Raw genomic sequence first — 19737 nt, forward strand, 5'->3', positions numbered from 1 at the left:
ATGAAAACATTCTTTAGTACCATCAGTATTCAAACTAATCCAGTCTCCTTAGAGAAAGTGGTGGTGGCGCTATTGGCAGTTACTGAAAGCCATGTTTTTTTTCATTATTCTAAAAACAAACTGAATTTACTAGATAAATTAGCACCTTCTAAAATTGGGATTGGCGGTTTAGCTAAAAAGAGTTTGCAACTAATAAAAAATACGGTAAACGAAACTAACAAGACTTTACAGAAAACCCAAACGACTATAGTATTTGAAAAGTCTATTTTTTCTAAAGAATACTTTTCCTATTTGAATAAATACAACAATGGTATTTTGAATTTCTCTGAACCTGCTTTGATACCTTTTGATTTTACAACCGAAAAGTTTGAAAGTTACTATCTTAATTTTATTGGAGAACCAACAGAACTTGTTGAAAAGAAAACACTATCGTTTGCACAAAAAATAAAACCTGCTTTTGATAAAAAAGGATTAGTGGAAAAAGCCGACTTAAAATTTTATTTTGATCCATTACATTTTCATGGTATTTTTAAAGAAACCGATATATCGTTAATCACAAAAAATGGTGATATTAGCGCCATTCAAACAATTGATTTTAATTTAACGGAACAAACTATTGTCAATAATGTTTTTGAAACACAATCTATACAAGTTGCTTTACAACATTTTGCAAAAGATACAGGAACTAAAGTAAAACCAATTCAAATAGTTTTTGAAGAACCTTTAAAAGACTCTGAAAATCATGTGCTTTTTGATATTACCTATAAAAATTTAAAAGATAATTTTAATTTTATAACCCCTGATGTATTAGAAAAGGAAACTGAAAAAATTGCTAATTCTAATAATATCAAATTCTCAGATTATTTACAAACTTTAGAAATATAAAAAGGGCTTCTAGCCCTTTTTATATGAGTCATACCTACGCTGGAAAAACTGTAGTTCAGCCCAGCTAAATTACATGATAATTTTCACTAACTACTTATCACTAGAAACAAACTCTTTCAACCGCATCTCACCGCTAATTAACTTAGGCAATAAGGTATCGCGCAATTGGGTTAAGGTTTGGTTTTCTGTAAGATTTTGAATTATTATCTCATGATAATTAACAAACTCATCAATAATTTCATTTAAAATAGATTTATCAATTGGTAAAGCTATTTTAATACTTTCTATATCAGATGTACTAATATTAGGCTGTGCACTTCCATAAGCTAAACCTTGCATTACTTTGTAAAAATCATTAGTCTGTAATAGTTTACCAATTAATATGGAAGCATTTTTTAATTCTTTATCAACTAATTTCCCCACACGTTGGTTTAACCACAATTCTTGATTATAATCAGGTACAGCTCCTACTTTTCCGACTTCTGCACCAGTCATAGCAATTAAGAAATCTCCTTTAGTAACTCTAAATTTTGGGTTTATAGTTTTAGATATTTCTTCTGAAATACAAGTACAATTATTAATATCTACAATGTTATTATTGATATTTTTAATTTTTAAAACTTTAACGCCAGAATCTTGAAAACAAGCTGATTTAAAAGCATAACCACCTAAAACAGAAACTATACTACCCAAGTTTTTCACCTCCCAACCCTTAGGAATCCTTCCTAACTCGCTATCTACAAATTCACCATCTTGAAACGGACCAAAATCTACAAACCAGTGTTTGTATAACGCCATAGCTATTTCTTCTAAGGTTTTGTTGATGGCTAAGTTGTTTTCGATTTTGTCGTCTATGGCTGATAGGATTGAGGCAATTTCTTCTCTTTCTTTTTTTGATTCAGGCAAACATATATTAACATCTTCACCAAGCCTTGTTCTTGAAAGTTCTGTCTGCCCAGTAGATCCCTCACCTAAAGATTCAATAAGGGCTTGTTTTTCTATAATTGCATAACCAAAAAATTCATCAGCATAATCTTCAACCGGTCTAACAATTGAAACATGTGAATCAACAGTAATATCTTTAAAATCAGATTTAAATTGCGCAACTCTACCCAAAGTTCCAACTCCAGTTGAATTAACTAACACATCATGTTTTATTAAATATTTTACATCAGAAATACTTTTCTTCTCGATTTCGTGATATCTACAAGTTTCGTAAATAATTTTATTATCTCTAATACACCTTTGATTTACCACTCTAATATTTAAATTATCTGTGTACTTTGGTGATATACCCCTTCCAATATATTCAGTTACTTCAGAAAGTTTATATGTTTTCCAGTTGTTTGGCATTTGGTTTATTGTAAGTTATCAATCAATTTTGGCAAGTGTTTAAATCCTTTAGATAGTTCAGAATATATTTCTTTTATTACCGTTTCCTCTACTAATTTTGACACTGTTAAGTCCAAAAATTTTCCTTTGGCAAGTTGAAACCAGTTTTTCTTTCCCAAATTAAAATTTTCTTTTAATTCATCAATTTCATTATAGATGACTTCTTGACCATATCCTAAATTCTTTAATTGTTCTTCAATTTGATTCAACTTATTATGCAAATCAACTTGCTCTTCAATTTTAAATTTATCTTCTATATATGGTTCAAATTCATAATTTCTATTAACATTATCAATTTCTTGGTCAATCACAAAAAATCCTGTTTTTTTTTCTGTAGATATATCACAATCTATTGTAGTACATTTTTTTTCGTGCTCTAATTTTTCTAATTCAACTTCTTTTCTAAGAACATTAAGAAAATATAACTTGTCTTTATCTCTATTGAAATTATATAATTTAGACGATAAAGTACTTTTTAAATAATCAATATCACAAAATGATTGACCTTCAAAAAAATAAGTACTAAAACGAATTGCTTCTTTCTCTACGATGTTCATATTTTAGATTTTCTCAAAATTCTCCAAAATCTTTTGTTGCAACTCATTCCCTTTAGCAAACTGCTCTTGCAAAGTAGCTTGTAAATTGGCCATTTTATCTTCGAACAAAATACCATCATTTTCTACTTCTTCGGTACCTACATAAATACCTGGAGTTAGTTTGTAGTCTTGTTTTTGTACTTCTTCTAATGTGGCGTTGTAACTGTAACCATCTGTATTCTCATAAGTACCACCAATGTTGCGCCATGCGTGGTATGTTTGAGCGACTTTATCAATATCGGCATCCGTAAACACACGTAGTTTTCGGCTCTCCATAGTTCCCATTTTACTGGTATCTATGAAAAGAATTTCGTTTTTACGTTCGCGGTGTTTGCCGTCTTTTCCGTCTCGGTTTTTACTTAATATAAAAATACATGCGGGTATTCCTGTAGTTAAAAACAATTTATCAGGTAAACGTACAATACAATCAATCATACTGTTGTTTACCATAAACTCACGCACGTTTTTCTCCCCTTTGTTATTGGAGGTCATGGCGCCGTTTGCCATTACTACACTTGCGGTACCTTTGTTACTTAAATGGCTCCAAAAGGTTTGCATCCACATAAAGTTAGCATTACCATCAGTAGCAAATTCTTCTTTCGGCCCAAACAAGCGAGGGTCGTTTTCAGGTAAATCTTCTGGATGCCATTGGCTCACATTAAACGGAGGATTTACAATAATGTAATCGGCTTTTAAATCAGGAAATTGGTCGTTTAATAAAGAGTCGCCTAAGCGTACATCAAACGATAAATCACGTAACGCCAAGTTCATTTTGCACAAACGCAGCGTGCCATCGTAACGTTCTTGTCCGTAAATAGCAATGTTACGTTTGTCGCCTCCGTGGCTTTCTAAAAACTTCAACGATTGCACAAACATACCGCCACTTCCACAAGCTGCATCAAAGATTTTACCTTCATAGGGTTCAATCATTTCTACCATCAAACGCACGATACTACCAGGTGTAAAAAACTGCCCTGCACCAGAACCTTCTGCCAAAGCAAACTTACCAATGTAGTATTCATATACACGTCCTAAAATATCGCTTTCAGGGTTTTCCTTTTGCGATAACTTAGGATTAGAAAGTAAATTAATTAGTCCACCCACTTGACGTGCCGTTAATTGGCTTTTTACAAAAATACGTGGTAAAATCCCTTTTAAATCGGGTCTAAACTTCGACAAAGTAGCATCCAAAACATCAAAAGCATCATCTACAATTACTTTGATGTTGTCTTGTTCGGCATTTGATTTTAAGTATTCCCAAGTGGCTTCCTTAGGAATAATATATACATTCTTAGATAAATATTCATCCGCATCTTCTAATACATAGTTGATTTCTGCTTCGTCTGCGGTAAAATAATTGGAGTTCTTATCGTGTAATAGAGCTGATAATTCTTCTTTGCGCATTTCATAGCGCTCAGACATGTGTTTTAAGAAAATCATTGATAATACAAAGTCTTTGTATTGATTTTCAGCTACAGCACCACGTAATTCGTTGGCGACTTTCCATAATTCCTGTTCGAAATTGATGTCAGCCTTAATTGGGGTCTTCGACATTATAGGATTTTAGATTTGAGTTAATATTGTTTTGCTAATATATTGAAAAAATAGATAGTTTATGGTTTATTTCTTTCATTAAATCTTCTTGGATAAGGAATATATTATTGAAAGAATTTTTGTAATCATTAATTTGCAAATCTGAGTTTACTTGCAATTTAAATGTTATTTCCTTTTAAGGGTTATCAGTAAAAATAAAGCAACTATCACATCAACTATATTCCATAATTCTCGACCTAAAGCAATCTTTTCAAAAGGTTGAAATAATATTGCCAGCAATACATATAATAGCATTTCGTTTTTAGAATTGTTTTCATTTGCAGTATAGGCTAAAAATACAAATCCTGCCATACTCACAAATCGGACTAATTGAAAGAAGCTGTAAGGCATATCTAATAAACATAATAATAGAAGAGAGGCCAGTACAATTTTAATTATTCGTATCATTTTAATTAATTTAGTATATATAAGACAATGTGATAGCGGATATAATAATTACATAAATTAGTATGGAGAAAAAGAAAACAATATAATCCTTTTTAAGATTATCCTTTAGTTTTGCTCTTTGTTCAAATATAGCATAGATAGTAAAAAATGCTATGAACATAAATGTAATTACATGCAATTTATCAGATAGATTGAATGTATCTGAAATAGGTAAATATGACTCTGTAATATATTTATTACCAATAGCCGTAAATAGTGAACCAACAATTAATGCTAATTTTTCTTCACTTTGTTTATTCGGCAGAAATACACTTAAGGAGGTTAAAAAGAAGGATATATAAAGTACTACAAATAGTTTCCAGTATATTGTCCAAGAAGCTCTAATCAGTGGGATATTTATGTTTATTGCATCCAATTGGTAAGTGTCGTTTTTTAAATCTCCAAAATTCGAGTCCCAATTTTTAGAGTCTAGTTTAAAATCAACATTTCCTACATGCCATTTGTCAATAAAATTAGGTTTTAATTTTGAATTTTTTCTATCTAGAATTACAACATATTCTCCCTTATAATGTGTGTTTAATTCAAGATAAATCTTTAGTTTTTGTATATCAAATGGAAATTTTGACACATCCATATTGTTTAATATAGTTGCGTTTACCTTGTTTATATAATAGTACTTTGTTTTATTATTATGGTTTTGTTTGTATGATTCAACTAATAATGATTTATAGTCTACTATTCTATCTATATCCAGAAAATTGGTAATATCATTGTTTAAATTCTCAGTTTTCAACTCCTTATTTGAAATAAACCAAACATAAAAAGTAGTTTTAAAGTTGGAATTCAAATAATTGATTTCATAGATATTGTCAACATAAACTCCAACTTTTAATGTGTCTTTTATATTTGAATAATTGGAGTAAACCGAATTACTCATTATTAAAAGCAGTAATAAAAGGAATTTTTTATTCATTCTCTTTAAAAATTAATGATAAAAAGGTGTTTCTACTACTGGCATAAACCACCCTAAGAAATGTTCAAATAGTGTACTAACTGAATATACTAAGAAAAGCAAGACGATTCCTTTTAGAAAGAAATAACCAATATTTTCATTGTCATTTTCAATTTTAGATGAACGTTTGCCAATTAAAAAATTTAATAAATTATCTATGACAAAATAGCTTAAGAAAGTAAAAATAAAAGTGAAGCCAAGGAAAATAATTATTTTTTGCATTACTGCCCAAAAAGTATTGTCGATAGTTTTTGAATAGATAATTATTTCAATGGAATTTTCAATTTGGCCAAGTGCAATCTTTAAAAATATAAAAAAGGCTACCATAATAGAAGAAGCCCAGATCGAGAAGGATAAATTGATTTTATTTTCATTTTGTAATTGAATATTTTGCTTTTTCGCCAAAAATTGCAAGGCTAAAAGCATTAATCCAGTAGCTGATATTGCTACGATTGAGGTAAAAAATAAACTTTGCTCGTCCATGTTACTTTGATTTTAAGGATATTCTCCAGTTGTTAGTATTTGAAATTTCATTTGGTATTACACCAGGTTTACAATTTGGCGCGGTAGTTTCCCACATTACGTACCGTTGGTTTTTATAATTATATGCAGTTCCACTAATAGGAAGATTAATTCCTAAAATAGAATGACCATAAAATTCACTACTTAATAATGCCACATCATAGTCATAATGAGAAAAAATAGTATATAATAATAATGTTCTTGAATCGCAATCTCCTTTCAAGCTTACTAAAAACTCAACAGGAGTGTTGATCCCAAAACGTTCATAACCATCACACTGATTCGGATTTTTAAGTAAATAGCTTCGAGTAAATCGGTCTGTGTATAGACTAGCATCACAACCATTATCCAATACAATGGCATATGGCATATCTTGAACAAATGTAACTATCATTTCGGCAAATCTCACTCGATTTAGTTTATTTGCCTTTCTAATACTGTCGAAAAGACGATAAACACTATTGATTTTAGTTTTATCATTTTCTTTCAAACTGTGCACAATTTTATCATAATCTTGAATAGTATTTTGTCCCGAATTTAAACTATTTTTAAACGAATGTGCGTTTCTGTAATCACTCAATCTAATCTGATATTTACCTTCGTATTTATTTCCAGAATAATCTTTCCAAATTCTAAATCGCGTAATTAAACTGTCTTTTTCAGGAATTGTATTATCATTTGCTTCTGGATCATAAATAGGAGGGTTAGTCTCTCTAGGGCTATCCACAACAGTTGGATTTGGAATATAATTAGAATCTGTATTGGAGCACGTTCTAAAAAGCACACCTATAAATGAAATTAAAAATAGGATACCAAGAATTCTGAATACCCAAGCAAAAAATCTAGGAAAGTATCCAATTAGGAATAAAAGTAAATAGTATCCAACAAAAATTAAAAGAAATGGCAATAAATGGATTAAGAAAAAGATTCCTATAATAAATACAATTATTGTAAATAGTTGGCTTAAACATCCCAAGCAACCCAAACCTTTTTTCTCTTTGTAAATCCAATTTCCCCATACGGTATCATCATGATTTTTACAGATATATTCTTTTCTATAATAATCACCCTGTGTTTCTGTTTTACCAGTTTCAATCCCACTATTAAAACAAGGAAGTCGACGACCATCACCATCATCATCATCGTCGTCGTCGTTTGTTGATTTAATCTCTTTTATTTCTTGAATAGTTTCCTTTACGTAATCAAATACATAACCAGAAACATAAGCATTAAAAGTACCATAAACGGTATCTCCTTCTCTTTGATGATATTTTCGAACCGATTTAAAGTCGTAAATCTGCGGTTCTAAAAGATTAATTCCGAACGATTTTTCATTTGCTTTTATAGTAACCGGTAAAGTAGAAGGTAGTTTATCTTTTGGGAATTTAGAAATAGATTCAATATCTGTTGCGTCGATTTCGAAATCGCGAGGGAATAAAAAAGGTTCGTCTTTTCTGAAATCCTTTAATGAATTGCATTGAACTTCTGCATCGTAAATTTCAAAATCAAAAAAAGCAGAATTATTAAATTCCTCGATTTCGATTTTATCTCCACGGTATTTACCTGAAATTGTACCTTTGATATAGGTTTTTCTTGGGTGCGAAATTTCCTTAGTAATTTTCACATACTCTTTGCCATCTTCACCAACGAAGGATTCTTGATTAACTATTTTACTTTTTTTATCCATGTTGAGACGGCCTATTTTTCAACTAAGGTATTATCTTGATATATAAGTTCAAGTAAATCAGCTTCATTATTATTTACAGTTGAATTCACCCTTTTTATTGTTCTAAACGGTGGATCTGCCCAATATTCATACTTCTCAGTTTTTTCATTTATCAATTCCTCTTTAATTTCGTCAAAATATTTTTTATAAACTGATGGATTTCTTTTTTCCAATTTCTCCAAAAAAGGTGTTAAATTTTCCCAAACATGATTATTAAATTTTAAAATATTGTTTTCTAATTGAATGGAGTATTTTATTTTAAAATCTTTGTAGTCATCTTCAATAATTCTTTTTTCAATTACTGCTTTCTTTTCATAAAACTCGCCTAAATTTCTTATTGAATATTTGAAATATATAGGCAAGAGAAAAATAGCAATTACAATAAATGAATTAATTGAAGCAATTGGATTTGTTGCTAACAAATATTTAATATCATATGCCAAGGCTTTAGAGCCTGGCTTAAGAATTAAAACATTTAATGGTTGAGCAATGATTAAAGCCAAAAGAATTACAACAAAAATTCTATAAACCATTGAGATATTAAATGTGATTGATTTTGCTATGTATTTGTCTTTCTTTCGAATACGTATTGGAAGTATTTCTGGTGTTATTGTATAAAGTAATAAAACATACATATTAGTAACAACATACCCCCATACCAATCCTACGCCTATATCTGCAAAAAAATTATGGAATAAATGTTCGGTAAAATACAATGCACTTACAAAACTGAATAACAAAATAAGCAATACTAATAATCCTATTGTAGAAAAGTAAAATTGTATTTTTTTACTTCCAACAGAAATTATAGAATAATCTTCACCAGATAATTTAAATAAGCTTTTTTTAATATTTTCAGGCATTAAATTCATCAGGATTTATCTTTTTGATATATTCATCTAAATTAGCATCAATCTTTTCTTTTTCCTTTTCTTTATATTTAGCAATAGCATATTCAGTTAATTCCTTCTGAATTTCAGTTACTTTCATTTTTTCAAAAATTATTTTTTCTGCTTCATGGTTTATAATCAAATGACGTTCTATACCCTTTTTATCTTTATAATAATCATAACGTACTTCAATTCCGTTCTCTGCTCGAATTAAGTCATCCCTATTTTCACTTAAATAATCATACGGGGTTTTATTAAGCATTAGTTTGAAAAAAATTGGTGTGAGTTCTATAGCCATAAAAAGCAAAGTAATAAAAAGAGTAATCCAAAATCCAGCTACTTCATGAGCTAATTTTATACGCTCGAGTAAACCGTCCAAACCTTTAGCTACTTGAACATTTGTTGCTAAAGCTTTTTCTTTTTCTTCTAAAATTTCTTTTCTTTTTTTATCTGCTGTCTCAATTTTGGTTTTATTCATTTCATTAAATCTGTCTAATTCCTTATTCAAATTATCTATTTGAGATTTTAATGCTTTTGATAAAGGTCCGTCACCTGCCACAATGCCATTTGCTTTCCCCATTAAATTATCCGTATATGCTTGTTCTGCAACTTTTATTCTTTCAATTAAATCTTGTTTTTGTTTTCCAACATCGCCCAGTTCATTTTCAACAACTTTTAATCTTTCTTCAAAATTTGCCGTTGTTCTTTTTTCAAACTCTTTTTGTAGGATTAATTGTTTTTCATAGAGTTTATTGTTAATCTCCGTTTGAAACATTCTTATTTCAATCGGTTTAGAAATTGTAATAGCTATAATCGCACCCATTATTATTCTAGGTATAGCGCTTTTAAATTCGTCCCAAGTAATTTTTTCAGTCCCATCTCCTTTACCTGTACTTGTAACAATAAATCGGTCAATATTAAAGATGATTAACCCCCAAATTATTCCAAAAACTATAGAAGAAATCATAGTAGTATAATCTAATTCATTTTCAAGTGCAGATCCTTTTGGAGAAAAAATAGTATAAAAAGCATATCCTCCAGCTAGACCTGCCATTGCGCCCGTGGCAAATACAATACCTCCCAAACACATATATTTGATTTGGTCACTGTAAGTTGCTCTTTCTAAAATGTACCGATCTCCACCCGCTGCTTTCCATAGAAAACGCATTATTTTACTTGATTCAGGTAATTCGTAGTAATCTCTTTTCATATAAATTCTTTTTGATTAAAAGGTTGGGTTAGTATTTTAATTTTTTGATTATTAAGTATAATTGTTTGATTTTTAATTTTTGGAGTATTTATCTTATTTTGAATAGTTTTTATACTTAGATTTAATTTACTTGGATTATTTTGTTCAATATTCAAATTTGAAATAGAAGTATTGAAGGATTTGCTATTCAATGTTAATGCAGGTTCAAATTGAATATAATAGGTTTGCTTTTCGAAAAATCCATAAACAACAAATTCAATCGGATTTGTAATTACACTCAGATTGAAAACTTTGGGGGTTTCTGAAGGAGTAGTTTGATTATTAATTTTGTAAAACAAAGCATTTTGAAAATTGTACTTTATAACTAGAAAAGAAGATTCAAATAATAGGTCTGCATTGTGGTTTAGATAAACTAACTTAATAGCTCTATTGGATTTAAAAACGATTTTCAAAAATCGAGTAGTTACAATTTTTAAAAAATGTAATTGATTAATTAAATATGTTGGGTAATTTGAAAACAAAATCGATTTGTTTTTTTTTGATTCTTATCTTAATAACTAATAAACCTTTTATTTATTGTTTTGCAAATTTGTCTCCTGGGGGGGGCTTAATTTTTGAACAATTTAAAAGTTCTACAATTTCTATTTTTTTTTGCAATTTAACAATACCAAAATTTAGTGATTTTGTAATTGATATTTTTTAAATAAACTTTTTAGATTTCCAGATAAATTTAGGATATAAATAGCATTCTAATATTATTGTATTTTGAGCAATTTAATTATAAAATGACATAGTATTTTATGGCAAACTATAACATTAAGTAATTCATTTTATAGTTTTATTAGTCAAAACACTAAATAACATTAGTAAATTAAAACGAATTACATTTGTTTACTATGCGTATAAATCCGAATTCAATTCGGATTTATACGTTTTTAACCGGTTCATTTTTTGATGGTTATAAAGTTGGTTTAGAAATTTAGGTGTTTTAGAATGGTGTTTTTTTAAAAAATATTATTTAGAATAATTTATTTATATATAATAATTTTTATTTTCTTCGGTTATTAGTAACATATGTGATGTCTTACAAAAATAAAGGATGAATAAATTATCTAATACCTCTCAAAATAGTACTGTAAAATCCGATTTTGCTCATTATTTTTCAAATTTAAACAGTATAGGTTTGGCCTCTTTATTAAAAGATGATATTTTATATGTTGAGATTACTAAAGGTGATTGGATAGCTCTTTTTGAAAAGCAATTTGAAAGTTTCAAAAGAAATGACATTCATTATTTGAAATCAATTGCTGGTGTCTGTTCAGGATGTAAAAAGGGATGTTCAGGTTATACTTTTCTGGATGAGGTGAGTGGATTTTATGTTGATTTCGTAATTGAAGTAAACGAGGAGGGTACTATTGATTATACAGAATGTGTGAATTTGATAAACGAAATTGCGCTGCCGAATAAAAAGGAACAAATATTTTTCAATGAGGAAGGATTAAATACTACTAATCATGAATGTCCATTTTAGTTTTTTATTATCATGAAAAATAACATTTTATACTTTATCCTTTTTCTTTTATTTTCAACGTATTCAATTGGGCAACAATTTCAAATTGGTGATCGAGTGAATCCTAAATCCAAACAATTTAAGTTGTTGGATTATTCGCCTTCCATGAAAGTTCATACTTACCTGTATGTAGATAAAATTAAAGAAAAGTATTTGTTTGATAGAAGAGTAGGTGAAATTCTTATTTGTCTTAAAAATGGGGTAGTGGTAACCACGATTTACAATCTAAAACTTAATACTGACGAGCATAGAATTGCAAACTCAACCTTAAAAAAGGTAAACAAAGCTGTTGGTAAAGAATTATCATTAGTTCCACATAATTCGTATGCAATTACTAAAGGAAATAACTTCGTTTCACTAAAAATTTGTAATACACCTTTGACTTTCGATCAACCTAGATTGGTTTATTTGACTACGATTAAATACAGCATTTTGATGCCTTAATTATCTAAAATCGAATTATGAAAAATGTACCAAAAATCATACTTGGATTCCTACTAGTTTTTACCTTCGGTTGTACCCAAAACAAAAAACCTAAATTAGTGAAGCCAACTCCAAAACCTATAGTTTGGCATATTGCAGGCTTACCCAATTGGTTTTATTTAAGTAATTCGAGAATTATTTATAATCGATGGGGGATAAATATTTTTTTAGATGGTTGTTCGGGTTCTATTGAAGGTGTGAAGAATAATAAAAAAGTAGCCAAAATTTTAAAAAAACGCCATGGAAAATATTGGCAGCAAGTTTTTCAAATGTCGGTAGAAGAAGAGATACTCAATCGATATTCAGTTATTGATTTAGTCTACAAGAGTCAAGAGGTAGTAGCGATTCAAAAGAAATTTCATGTGAGCAAAGAAAATAGTACTACACGTGTTATGTATATCGATAAAAATCGTTATGCTATTTTAGTAACTTGGTATGTTCCTAGTGATGATAATATTTCCATTCCAGGTCAACAATTAATTGTGAATTTAGCAACAAAGCAGGTTGCAAAAAGTGATAGAAAGTTTAATTGGAGGAGAGCGTATTGATAAATATTTAATATAAATTGAACAAAACAACGAGCTACACTCGTTGTTTTGTTTCTTCTTCTAGTCTTTTGACTACACTATTAGCAACTACAACGCCAAATAAAGCAACAACTGCTACTACCAAAATGATTCCTAATGCACGATTGTTTTTTTTAAGTACTTCATTTTCATTGATAGTGTTTTCCAAATTGAAATCCAGATCTACCATTTTGTAGTCATACATACTAATCATAACTTAATTATTTGAACGTTATCGGAATTAGGTATCATTCTAATTGCATACTCATAATAGGCATGAAGTTTACCATATTTAGTATCTACAATTCGATTAAAAGCATCAAATCGAAGTCCTTTACCCTCAAGAAAATACCTATTATAAATGTTGTCTGATTTAGGATTATAAAGCGCTTTTAAAATAAGATGACTTTGTTTACAAGGCCTATCAATAAATGCACGTTCTTTATTGATTTCAGCATTCTTTCTGTTGTGATACCTGATTTTATTTTCTGCGGTGGCAAATCGTTGGTTTGCCCTTTTTGCAATAAATTTTTCATCCGTTAGTGGGTCTATTTTAATTAGCTGTTCCATCTTAGTCAAAAATTGAATTGTTACGTAAAATGGCTTCGATAAGACTTACCTCATACAGATGGACCCCTCCTAATTTAGTAAATGGGAGGATGCCTTTATCTCTGTACTTAGCAATAGTGTTAGGAGACAAACCGAAAAGTTCTTTTAGGTCTTCATTTCGGTAATATCCTTTTGTTTTACCTTTGTCTTTTTGTTGCTTAAGACTTGCCTCAATGTTAGACAATCTTTCATAAATTGGTTCGAGCAACATTTGTATGTTGCGAACCGAAGGAATGTTAATTTCAAATTTTTCCATTTATTAGCGGTTTATATATTAAACCACAAAGAAAGGGTAGTATTATAAATTGTTCATGTATTTATGGAGATCTCCAAGCGATAATAAAAAAATTAATTCAATTTAGCAGTTTCAGTTCTAATATATTTAGAAAGTAGATTTAAAACATCTAATTGCTTGTTACTTCTTGCCTTATCTTTTACTTTAGAATATTCTTTACTAAAATCAGTTAATGGTTTAATTCCTAGTTTTGTGTCTGTATAGTTAAAATGGGTTTCCACAAACTTTTTAATTTTACTTTCACTTTTTAATTCATCACTATCCATATAAATTAATTTAGCTTTGATTAGAATTTTAAACAATGCAGCTGAGGAAATTTTATCTAATTTTATGTTACACTTATTCTCAGGGGTTTTATTCTCTGAATAAAAATGACTTAAATCTGTAACTCCGTATACCTGAATAGCATTTTTCAGGTAATTAATTTTTTCTTCAAAGTAGAATAGGGATTTATAGAATTGGTTTATAAAAAAATATAATTTAACCTTTTCAAAATCATCGTTTTCTACGTAATTATTGTTTTGATCTTTGTGCGCGAATAAACAATAAATAATATTGTCTTCTTCAACATTTCCATCAAAATTATAATCTAATACTTTTTGAATAGTGTAAGTTTCAGGCACATCATATTCAATCGCAAAATTCACTTGTTCAATATTACTAATATGACTTAAAAAAGATTCAAAATATTGAATTTTATCATTTCTATAGCGATAAAGTTTACTTTGTATATTTTTAAGTAATTGATCTACAATTAAAAGGTTATTGTTGTTGCTAATTAAAATTACCTTTAGTCCTTCAATGAATTCGTTTATTCTTTCATGAAAAAAATTTTCATTGATTTCATCTAACCACATATTGTTGATGCGATATTTTTTGTAATGAGTATGAAAATCTATCTTTTCATTTGAAAAATCAGCGAATTCCTTTAAGTATTCTAATGGGAGTAGCATATTGTTTGTCATTTAGTTATATCAAATTTATAAAAAAATCTACTTGTCTTTGAATTTCTCCATTAATTTATGCATGTCATCTGAAACACTAGAATCTAACACTTTGGCATAGTGTTGGGTTTGTCTGATGGTAGTATGACCCAACATAGCTGATACATTTTCAATTTTGATTCCGTTTCCAAGTGTTACCGTTGTAGCAAAGGTATGTCTTGCAACATACCAAGTTAAGTTCTTATCAAGCCCAATGATATCGGCTATCTCTTTTAAATAGGCGTTCATTTTTTGGTTGGATATTTTAGGTAGTAAAGCTTCTCCTTCAAATTGGTATTTACTTAATATTTTTAAAACAGGAGGGAGGATAGGTACATTGGCTTTTGTACCTGTTTTTTGACGATTGGTTTTTATCCAGAGATTTTTATCGCCATCTTGGATGATGTTTTTTCTGGTGAGTTGTAATGCATCTACAGGTGCATATCCAGTGTAGCAACTAAATAGGAAAATGTCTTTTACGAGTTCTAATCGATCTACAGAAAAAGTTTTATTTTCAATTCGTTCCAATTCTTCTTGAGTCAAGAAAGTGGCATCAGTTACTTTTATTTTACCTGAATAGCTATTAAAAGGATTCTTTTCAATGATTTCCATCTTTACGGCATAATTGCAGATGGTTTTTAGATTTTTGAAGTACTTAACTAGCGAATTGTTTTTAATCCCTAATTTACCCTTATATTCACTTTCAAATTTCAGATACGATTCTAAATTGTAGATATACGCATTATTGACTTTATCAAGAAGTACATTCTCGGTTCCAAAAGTTTTTAGGTTGAATAGCCGAACCAATTCTTTTACGCGCTCGTATTTCTGAAGCGACGCACTACTTCGCTCGCCAATATTGACCAATTTGGCAAAATGAGTATTGTGGATTTGGATGATGTCTAGAATACTAGGTTTTACCTCTTCGATTTCTTTACCTAAGATTTTGAGTTTGAATTCTTCGATAGTTAATTCCTCTTGATGGCGCTCTAAATGATTGGCTATTTTTTCAATTTTGAGTTCCAATAAGTCTAAGTAGTCTTTGAGTACTTTTTCTTTGTCCTGACGGAGTATCCGTCTTAAATTATCGGTTTGTTTCCATCTTTCTTCTGATATGTATTTACCAGTGGCTATGGTGATGGATTTTCGGTTGTAAGTAACCTTTAGGTACAAAGGGCAATCTCCGTTTTGTTTTGCCTTGTCTTTTTTGATGTAAATAATTGTTTTTACCATTACTTTTAGTATTAAAATTAACAGTACAAATTGACTTAAAAACTTTGTAAACCCTTGTTGTTACTGGAGATCTCCAGGAGATATTTGCAATTTAGTTACCCTATTGGAGGGCAAAAAGTCATAGGGTAACCTATAGGGTAACTAAAACATGCGTTTTAATGTGATTTTTGACGATTGTCAGAAAATGAAAAAACCCTCTAAACACTTATGTTTAAAGGGTTTTTGAAGTTTTATGTTTCTTTTGAAACATGTCTTTCGCGGAGAAAGAGGGATTCGAACCCCCGGACCTGTTACAGTCAACAGTTTTCAAGACTGCCGCATTCGACCGCTCTGCCATTTCTCCAGTAAGCTGCTACCATTTTCTGGTTGCGAGTGCAAATATAAGTGCTTTTTTTGGTTATGCAAATCTATTTGTATAAAAAACACTGCAATTTTGAACGGGCTTTTTTAATTGTTTCATTTTCTTTGATTTAGAAAATAAAAAAACAGTTATTTTTTAACTGCGCGATTAATAATTCACGTGTCCTACAATTTCTAAACCGTAGCCAATCATACCTACACGCTTGCTTAAGCTGGTATTAGTCACTAATCTGATTTTAGAAATATCCAAGTCGTGTAGAATTTGTGCGCCAATACCAAAATCTTTGGTATCAATTATAATACGTGGGGCTTTCATTTCGCCTTCGGTTTGCAATTGTTTCAATTCGGCAATACGACTCAATAAATTCACAGACTGCATGTCTTGGTTGATAAAAATCACAGCGCCTTTGCCATGGTCATTAATCGTTTGGAACATTTTATCCAATTGATGATCGGCATTGTGGGTTAAAGTGCCCAATAAGTCATTATTGACTTGCGAAGAGTTGATACGCGTTAAAACGGCATCGCCCAAGTTCCATGTGCCTTTGGTTAAAGCAATATGGACTTGTTTGTTAGTCGTTTGTTCGTAAGCACGCAATCTAAAAGTACCAAAACGGGTTTCGATATCAAAGTCGTCTTTTTTCACAATCAAACTGTCGTGTTGTACACGGTAGGCCACTAAATCTTCAATAGAAACGAGTTTCAAGTTGAATTTTTTAGCCACTTTTACCAGTTGGGGTAGGCGCGCCATGCTACCATCTTCGTTCATGATTTCTACAATCACTCCCGCTGATTTAAAACCGGCTAATCTTGCAAAGTCAATGGCAGCTTCTGTATGACCTGTTCTTCGTAAAACACCACCTTGCTTCGCAATTAAAGGAAAAATATGTCCTGGACGTGCTAAATCGTGTGGTTTGGTATCTGGATTGACTAAAGACAAAATCGTTTTGGCTCTATCCGCTGCTGAAATTCCTGTGGTGACTCCGTTGCCTCTTAAATCTACCGAAACGGTAAAGGCAGTCTCCATTGGATCGGTATTGTTATTCACCATCACGTGCAATCCTAATTCTTTGCATCGGCTTTCGGTCAAAGGCGCACAAATCAATCCACGACCGTGTGTTGCCATAAAATTGATCATTTCGGGTGTTACTTTTTCGGCTGCAGCCAAGAAATCGCCTTCGTTTTCGCGGTTTTCATCATCTACAACGATAATTACTTTGCCTTGACGAATGTCTTCGATGGCTTCTTCGATAGTGTTGAGTTGTATTTTGGTAGTGCTCATGACGATTATTTTTGGGGAACTATTTTTTTAATAAATTGTTGAAGGGGAGCCAAGATGACATCCATATTAATTAAACCGATATCATTGGTCGCACGATAGGTTAATAAAATGGCTAGTGGTGTTAATACTAATGAGGACATCCAAGCGCCTAAAAATGGGGTTAATCCGCCTTCTTCAGCTAGTTTTTTACCAAAGGTATTGGCAAAATGGAACGAAATGAAAATAAGCATAGCAAAAACCACCGGTAATCCCAATCCGCCTTTTCGAATGATGGCGCCTAAGGGTGCTCCAATGAAAAACATCAGAAAGCAAGCAAAGGCAATGACAAACTTATCGTTAAGCGAACTTAAATGCCCGTTGATATTGACTTCTTTTAATTTGAATTCTGTGGCAGAGCTTTCTATCGAATATTTCACACTTTCTAAATTGCTATGGGATAAATTTAAAATATCCAATTGCTGTTTGGTATTGAAATAATCCAACAAGTTAGGATTGAATTTTTTCTTGTTTTTTTTGATTTTTACCGCAGCTTGTGTCGATTTTTGAATTCCAACACGCTGATTCATATTTTCTGTAAAAGCTGTAACATCTACTTTATAATTCTTTTGTAAGGAATCTATAGTGTACTGCAATTCACTTGTGGTCAACATAGAATTGGTGTTGGTAATATTTTCATTGTCCACATCAATTTTATTGAACTCCGAAATATCAATGGTAATGATGTTCTTTTTAAAGGCCGATTTTACAAAAGGCATTTTAGGACGGTCCTCGTAGTTTTTTGGTAAAATATCTTCATAATAATTACCGTCGTTCAATATCATTTGGAGGGTGTTCGAACCTTCGCTACTGACTAACTTTCCTTTTTTGGCTTTGATAATAATGCGGCTGCCATCGCCCACATCTGATTTCTTATGAATAGTAATGCCAGTGAGATTTTCACCGTTTTCGCCTGATTTTTTATCCACCTTAATATTGTAAATTCCTACATCGCTAAATTGGCCTTCAGCAATTGCCAATGCAGGTTTAGATTGCGCAATATTTTTTCTAAAATTGATGAATTTGTATTCGGCATACGGAATGACACTATTGGCAAAAATAAAAGCTGCTATACTAAAAATAGTGATCAAATAGAACAAGGGCTGTAAAGTACGTCGTAACGAAATTCCTGCCGATTTCATTGCCGCCAACTCATAGTTTTCAGATAAATCGCCAAAAGACATAATCGAAGCCAAGAGTATGGACAGAGGCAAAACAAGTGGTACGAGGCGGGGCATTGAGAATAATAAAAATTTCAATATCATTATGGCATCTAAATCTTTACCTGCCAACTCCCCAATAAGCAACCAAACGGATTGCAAAATGAATATAAAAAAAAGGATTACAAATACCACAGTAAATGTAATCAAGAAGGTTTTTAAAATGTATTTGTCAATTATTTTCACCTAGGATTTAGTCTAATGAATTGATGTAGTAATTGGGATATTTACTTTTGACAAAGGTAAATTGATTTTTTGATAAAGGTTGGTTGGTTTTAAAAGAATTAACAGTTAGCGTAGTTTTCGTTCCTTTTTTACCAATTTCAATCAAATTATAGATGTTTTTGGTTTGGGTATCAATGCCCAACAAAATTTCTTTGCGTTGGTCTTTGGAACTCATAGGTACCAATTTTACATACTGTATTTTTCTCCCTTTGATGGTAGTAGTTGCATCTAAAGTGTATTTATAACCCGAATTGAAAAAGGTCAACATTTTAGATGGCGTTACTGCTGTATTGTCGTTTTCGTCTAGTTTAGAAATCGTAATTTCTTCGTCTTCTGGAACAATGGTGTAGGTTTTTTTACCGTCGTACAGTTTAGTTACCCCCATAAAATTCAACACATATTGGTTGCCTTTTAAAACCACATTCCCTTTACTGTCTTGATTGATATTCTCTTTGGCGTTAGAAAGCGAATACTTAAAATCGATGATGATAGAACTATAACTTTTTACTTTAGCTGAAACTTGATCCAAAAGTGCTTTTGCTTTTTTATCTTGCGCTTGTAGCGAACTGCTTAGGATAAAAGCTGCGATCAACAATAATCTGCTGAATCTAGTTTTGTTTTGAAGTGTGAATTGCATTGCG

Annotated in this window: 21 protein-coding genes and 1 tRNA gene; 4 read left to right on the forward strand and 18 right to left on the reverse strand. The window is 30.7% G+C overall.

The features are described from left to right. Window positions 1–885: a hypothetical protein gene (locus tag LPC23_RS07095; protein WP_229329138.1), complete on the forward strand. Its 885-nt coding sequence runs from the start codon at window positions 1–3 to the stop codon at window positions 883–885. 90 nt (window positions 886–975) lie between these two features. Here the strand turns inward: LPC23_RS07095 and LPC23_RS07100 are convergent, their stop codons facing one another. The 9 genes from LPC23_RS07100 to LPC23_RS07140 all read right to left on the reverse strand — a co-directional run bounded on the left by LPC23_RS07100 (window position 976) and on the right by LPC23_RS07140 (window position 10234). Further along, window positions 976–2238 (reverse strand): restriction endonuclease subunit S, encoded by a 1263-nt coding sequence (locus LPC23_RS07100; protein WP_229329140.1) that lies wholly within the window; start codon window positions 2236–2238, stop codon window positions 976–978. Window positions 2239–2243: 5 nt separating this feature from the next. Continuing rightward, on the reverse strand, window positions 2244–2834 hold the full coding sequence (locus LPC23_RS07105; protein WP_229329143.1) for a hypothetical protein: 591 nt from the start codon (window positions 2832–2834) through the stop codon (window positions 2244–2246). Between the two features lie 3 nt (window positions 2835–2837). Further along, entirely contained in the window at window positions 2838–4427 is a 1590-nt protein-coding gene (locus LPC23_RS07110) for a type I restriction-modification system subunit M (protein WP_229329145.1), read from the reverse strand. A gap of 165 nt (window positions 4428–4592) precedes the next feature. Beyond that, on the reverse strand, window positions 4593–4874 hold the full coding sequence (locus LPC23_RS07115; protein ID WP_229329147.1) for a DUF6804 family protein: 282 nt from the start codon (window positions 4872–4874) through the stop codon (window positions 4593–4595). Window positions 4875–4884: 10 nt separating this feature from the next. Then, window positions 4885–5847, reverse strand: coding sequence for a ligand-gated ion channel (locus tag LPC23_RS07120; RefSeq protein ID WP_229329150.1), 963 nt, complete (start codon window positions 5845–5847; stop codon window positions 4885–4887). Window positions 5848–5859: 12 nt separating this feature from the next. After that, window positions 5860–6369: a hypothetical protein gene (locus LPC23_RS07125; protein ID WP_229329151.1), complete on the reverse strand. Its 510-nt coding sequence runs from the start codon at window positions 6367–6369 to the stop codon at window positions 5860–5862. A gap of 1 nt (window position 6370) precedes the next feature. Beyond that, window positions 6371–8095, reverse strand: coding sequence for a TMEM120 family protein (locus LPC23_RS07130; RefSeq protein ID WP_229329153.1), 1725 nt, complete (start codon window positions 8093–8095; stop codon window positions 6371–6373). Window positions 8096–8106: 11 nt separating this feature from the next. Then, complete coding sequence (locus tag LPC23_RS07135; protein ID WP_229329154.1) at window positions 8107–8997, reverse strand: DUF4407 domain-containing protein; 891 nt, start codon at window positions 8995–8997, stop codon at window positions 8107–8109. Continuing rightward, window positions 8990–10234 carry a DUF4407 domain-containing protein gene (locus tag LPC23_RS07140; RefSeq protein WP_229329155.1) on the reverse strand — a complete coding sequence of 415 codons (1245 nt, stop codon included), beginning with the start codon at window positions 10232–10234 and terminating at the stop codon, window positions 8990–8992. The genes LPC23_RS07135 and LPC23_RS07140 overlap by 8 nt, the downstream gene beginning before the upstream one ends. A 1099-nt stretch (window positions 10235–11333) precedes the next feature. On the opposite strand from LPC23_RS07140, the gene LPC23_RS07145 reads away from it, so the two are divergent. Genes LPC23_RS07145 through LPC23_RS07155 form a run of 3 tightly spaced genes read left to right on the forward strand, consistent with a single transcriptional unit; the run spans window position 11334 to window position 12835 of the window. Beyond that, on the forward strand, window positions 11334–11765 hold the full coding sequence (locus LPC23_RS07145; RefSeq protein WP_229329156.1) for a hypothetical protein: 432 nt from the start codon (window positions 11334–11336) through the stop codon (window positions 11763–11765). Between the two features lie 12 nt (window positions 11766–11777). After that, complete coding sequence (locus tag LPC23_RS07150) at window positions 11778–12248, forward strand: hypothetical protein (protein ID WP_229329157.1); 471 nt, start codon at window positions 11778–11780, stop codon at window positions 12246–12248. 17 nt (window positions 12249–12265) lie between these two features. Next, complete coding sequence (locus LPC23_RS07155; protein WP_229329158.1) at window positions 12266–12835, forward strand: hypothetical protein; 570 nt, start codon at window positions 12266–12268, stop codon at window positions 12833–12835. Between the two features lie 34 nt (window positions 12836–12869). Here LPC23_RS07155 and LPC23_RS07160 read toward each other — a convergent pair whose 3' ends face one another. The 9 genes from LPC23_RS07160 to lolA1 form a co-directional block, all read right to left on the reverse strand. Continuing rightward, entirely contained in the window at window positions 12870–13067 is a 198-nt protein-coding gene (locus tag LPC23_RS07160) for a hypothetical protein (protein WP_229329159.1), read from the reverse strand. Further along, window positions 13064–13423, reverse strand: coding sequence for a hypothetical protein (locus LPC23_RS07165; RefSeq protein ID WP_229329160.1), 360 nt, complete (start codon window positions 13421–13423; stop codon window positions 13064–13066). The genes LPC23_RS07160 and LPC23_RS07165 overlap by 4 nt, the downstream gene beginning before the upstream one ends. Before the next feature lies 1 nt (window position 13424). Beyond that, a complete protein-coding gene (locus LPC23_RS07170; RefSeq protein ID WP_229329161.1) occupies window positions 13425–13718 on the reverse strand; it encodes a helix-turn-helix domain-containing protein in 294 nt (97 codons plus the stop codon). 92 nt (window positions 13719–13810) lie between these two features. Next, window positions 13811–14722 (reverse strand): hypothetical protein, encoded by a 912-nt coding sequence (locus LPC23_RS07175; protein ID WP_229329162.1) that lies wholly within the window; start codon window positions 14720–14722, stop codon window positions 13811–13813. A 27-nt stretch (window positions 14723–14749) separates the two neighbouring features. Continuing rightward, window positions 14750–15973: a site-specific integrase gene (locus tag LPC23_RS07180; protein WP_229329163.1), complete on the reverse strand. Its 1224-nt coding sequence runs from the start codon at window positions 15971–15973 to the stop codon at window positions 14750–14752. Between the two features lie 258 nt (window positions 15974–16231). After that, window positions 16232–16316, reverse strand: a tRNA-Ser gene (locus LPC23_RS07185). Window positions 16317–16481: 165 nt separating this feature from the next. Further along, window positions 16482–17615 carry a 3,4-dihydroxy-2-butanone-4-phosphate synthase gene (gene ribB, locus LPC23_RS07190; protein ID WP_229329164.1) on the reverse strand — a complete coding sequence of 378 codons (1134 nt, stop codon included), beginning with the start codon at window positions 17613–17615 and terminating at the stop codon, window positions 16482–16484. 5 nt (window positions 17616–17620) lie between these two features. After that, on the reverse strand, window positions 17621–19057 hold the full coding sequence (locus tag LPC23_RS07195) for an LptF/LptG family permease (protein ID WP_229329165.1): 1437 nt from the start codon (window positions 19055–19057) through the stop codon (window positions 17621–17623). 7 nt (window positions 19058–19064) lie between these two features. Further along, window positions 19065–19733, reverse strand: coding sequence for an outer membrane lipoprotein periplasmic chaperone LolA1 (gene lolA1 / locus LPC23_RS07200; RefSeq protein ID WP_229329166.1), 669 nt, complete (start codon window positions 19731–19733; stop codon window positions 19065–19067). Between the last annotated feature and the right edge of the window lie 4 nt (window positions 19734–19737).

This window comes from Flavobacterium ammonificans, assembly GCF_020885975.1.
GTDB classification, from domain to species: Bacteria; Bacteroidota; Bacteroidia; order Flavobacteriales; family Flavobacteriaceae; genus Flavobacterium; species Flavobacterium ammonificans.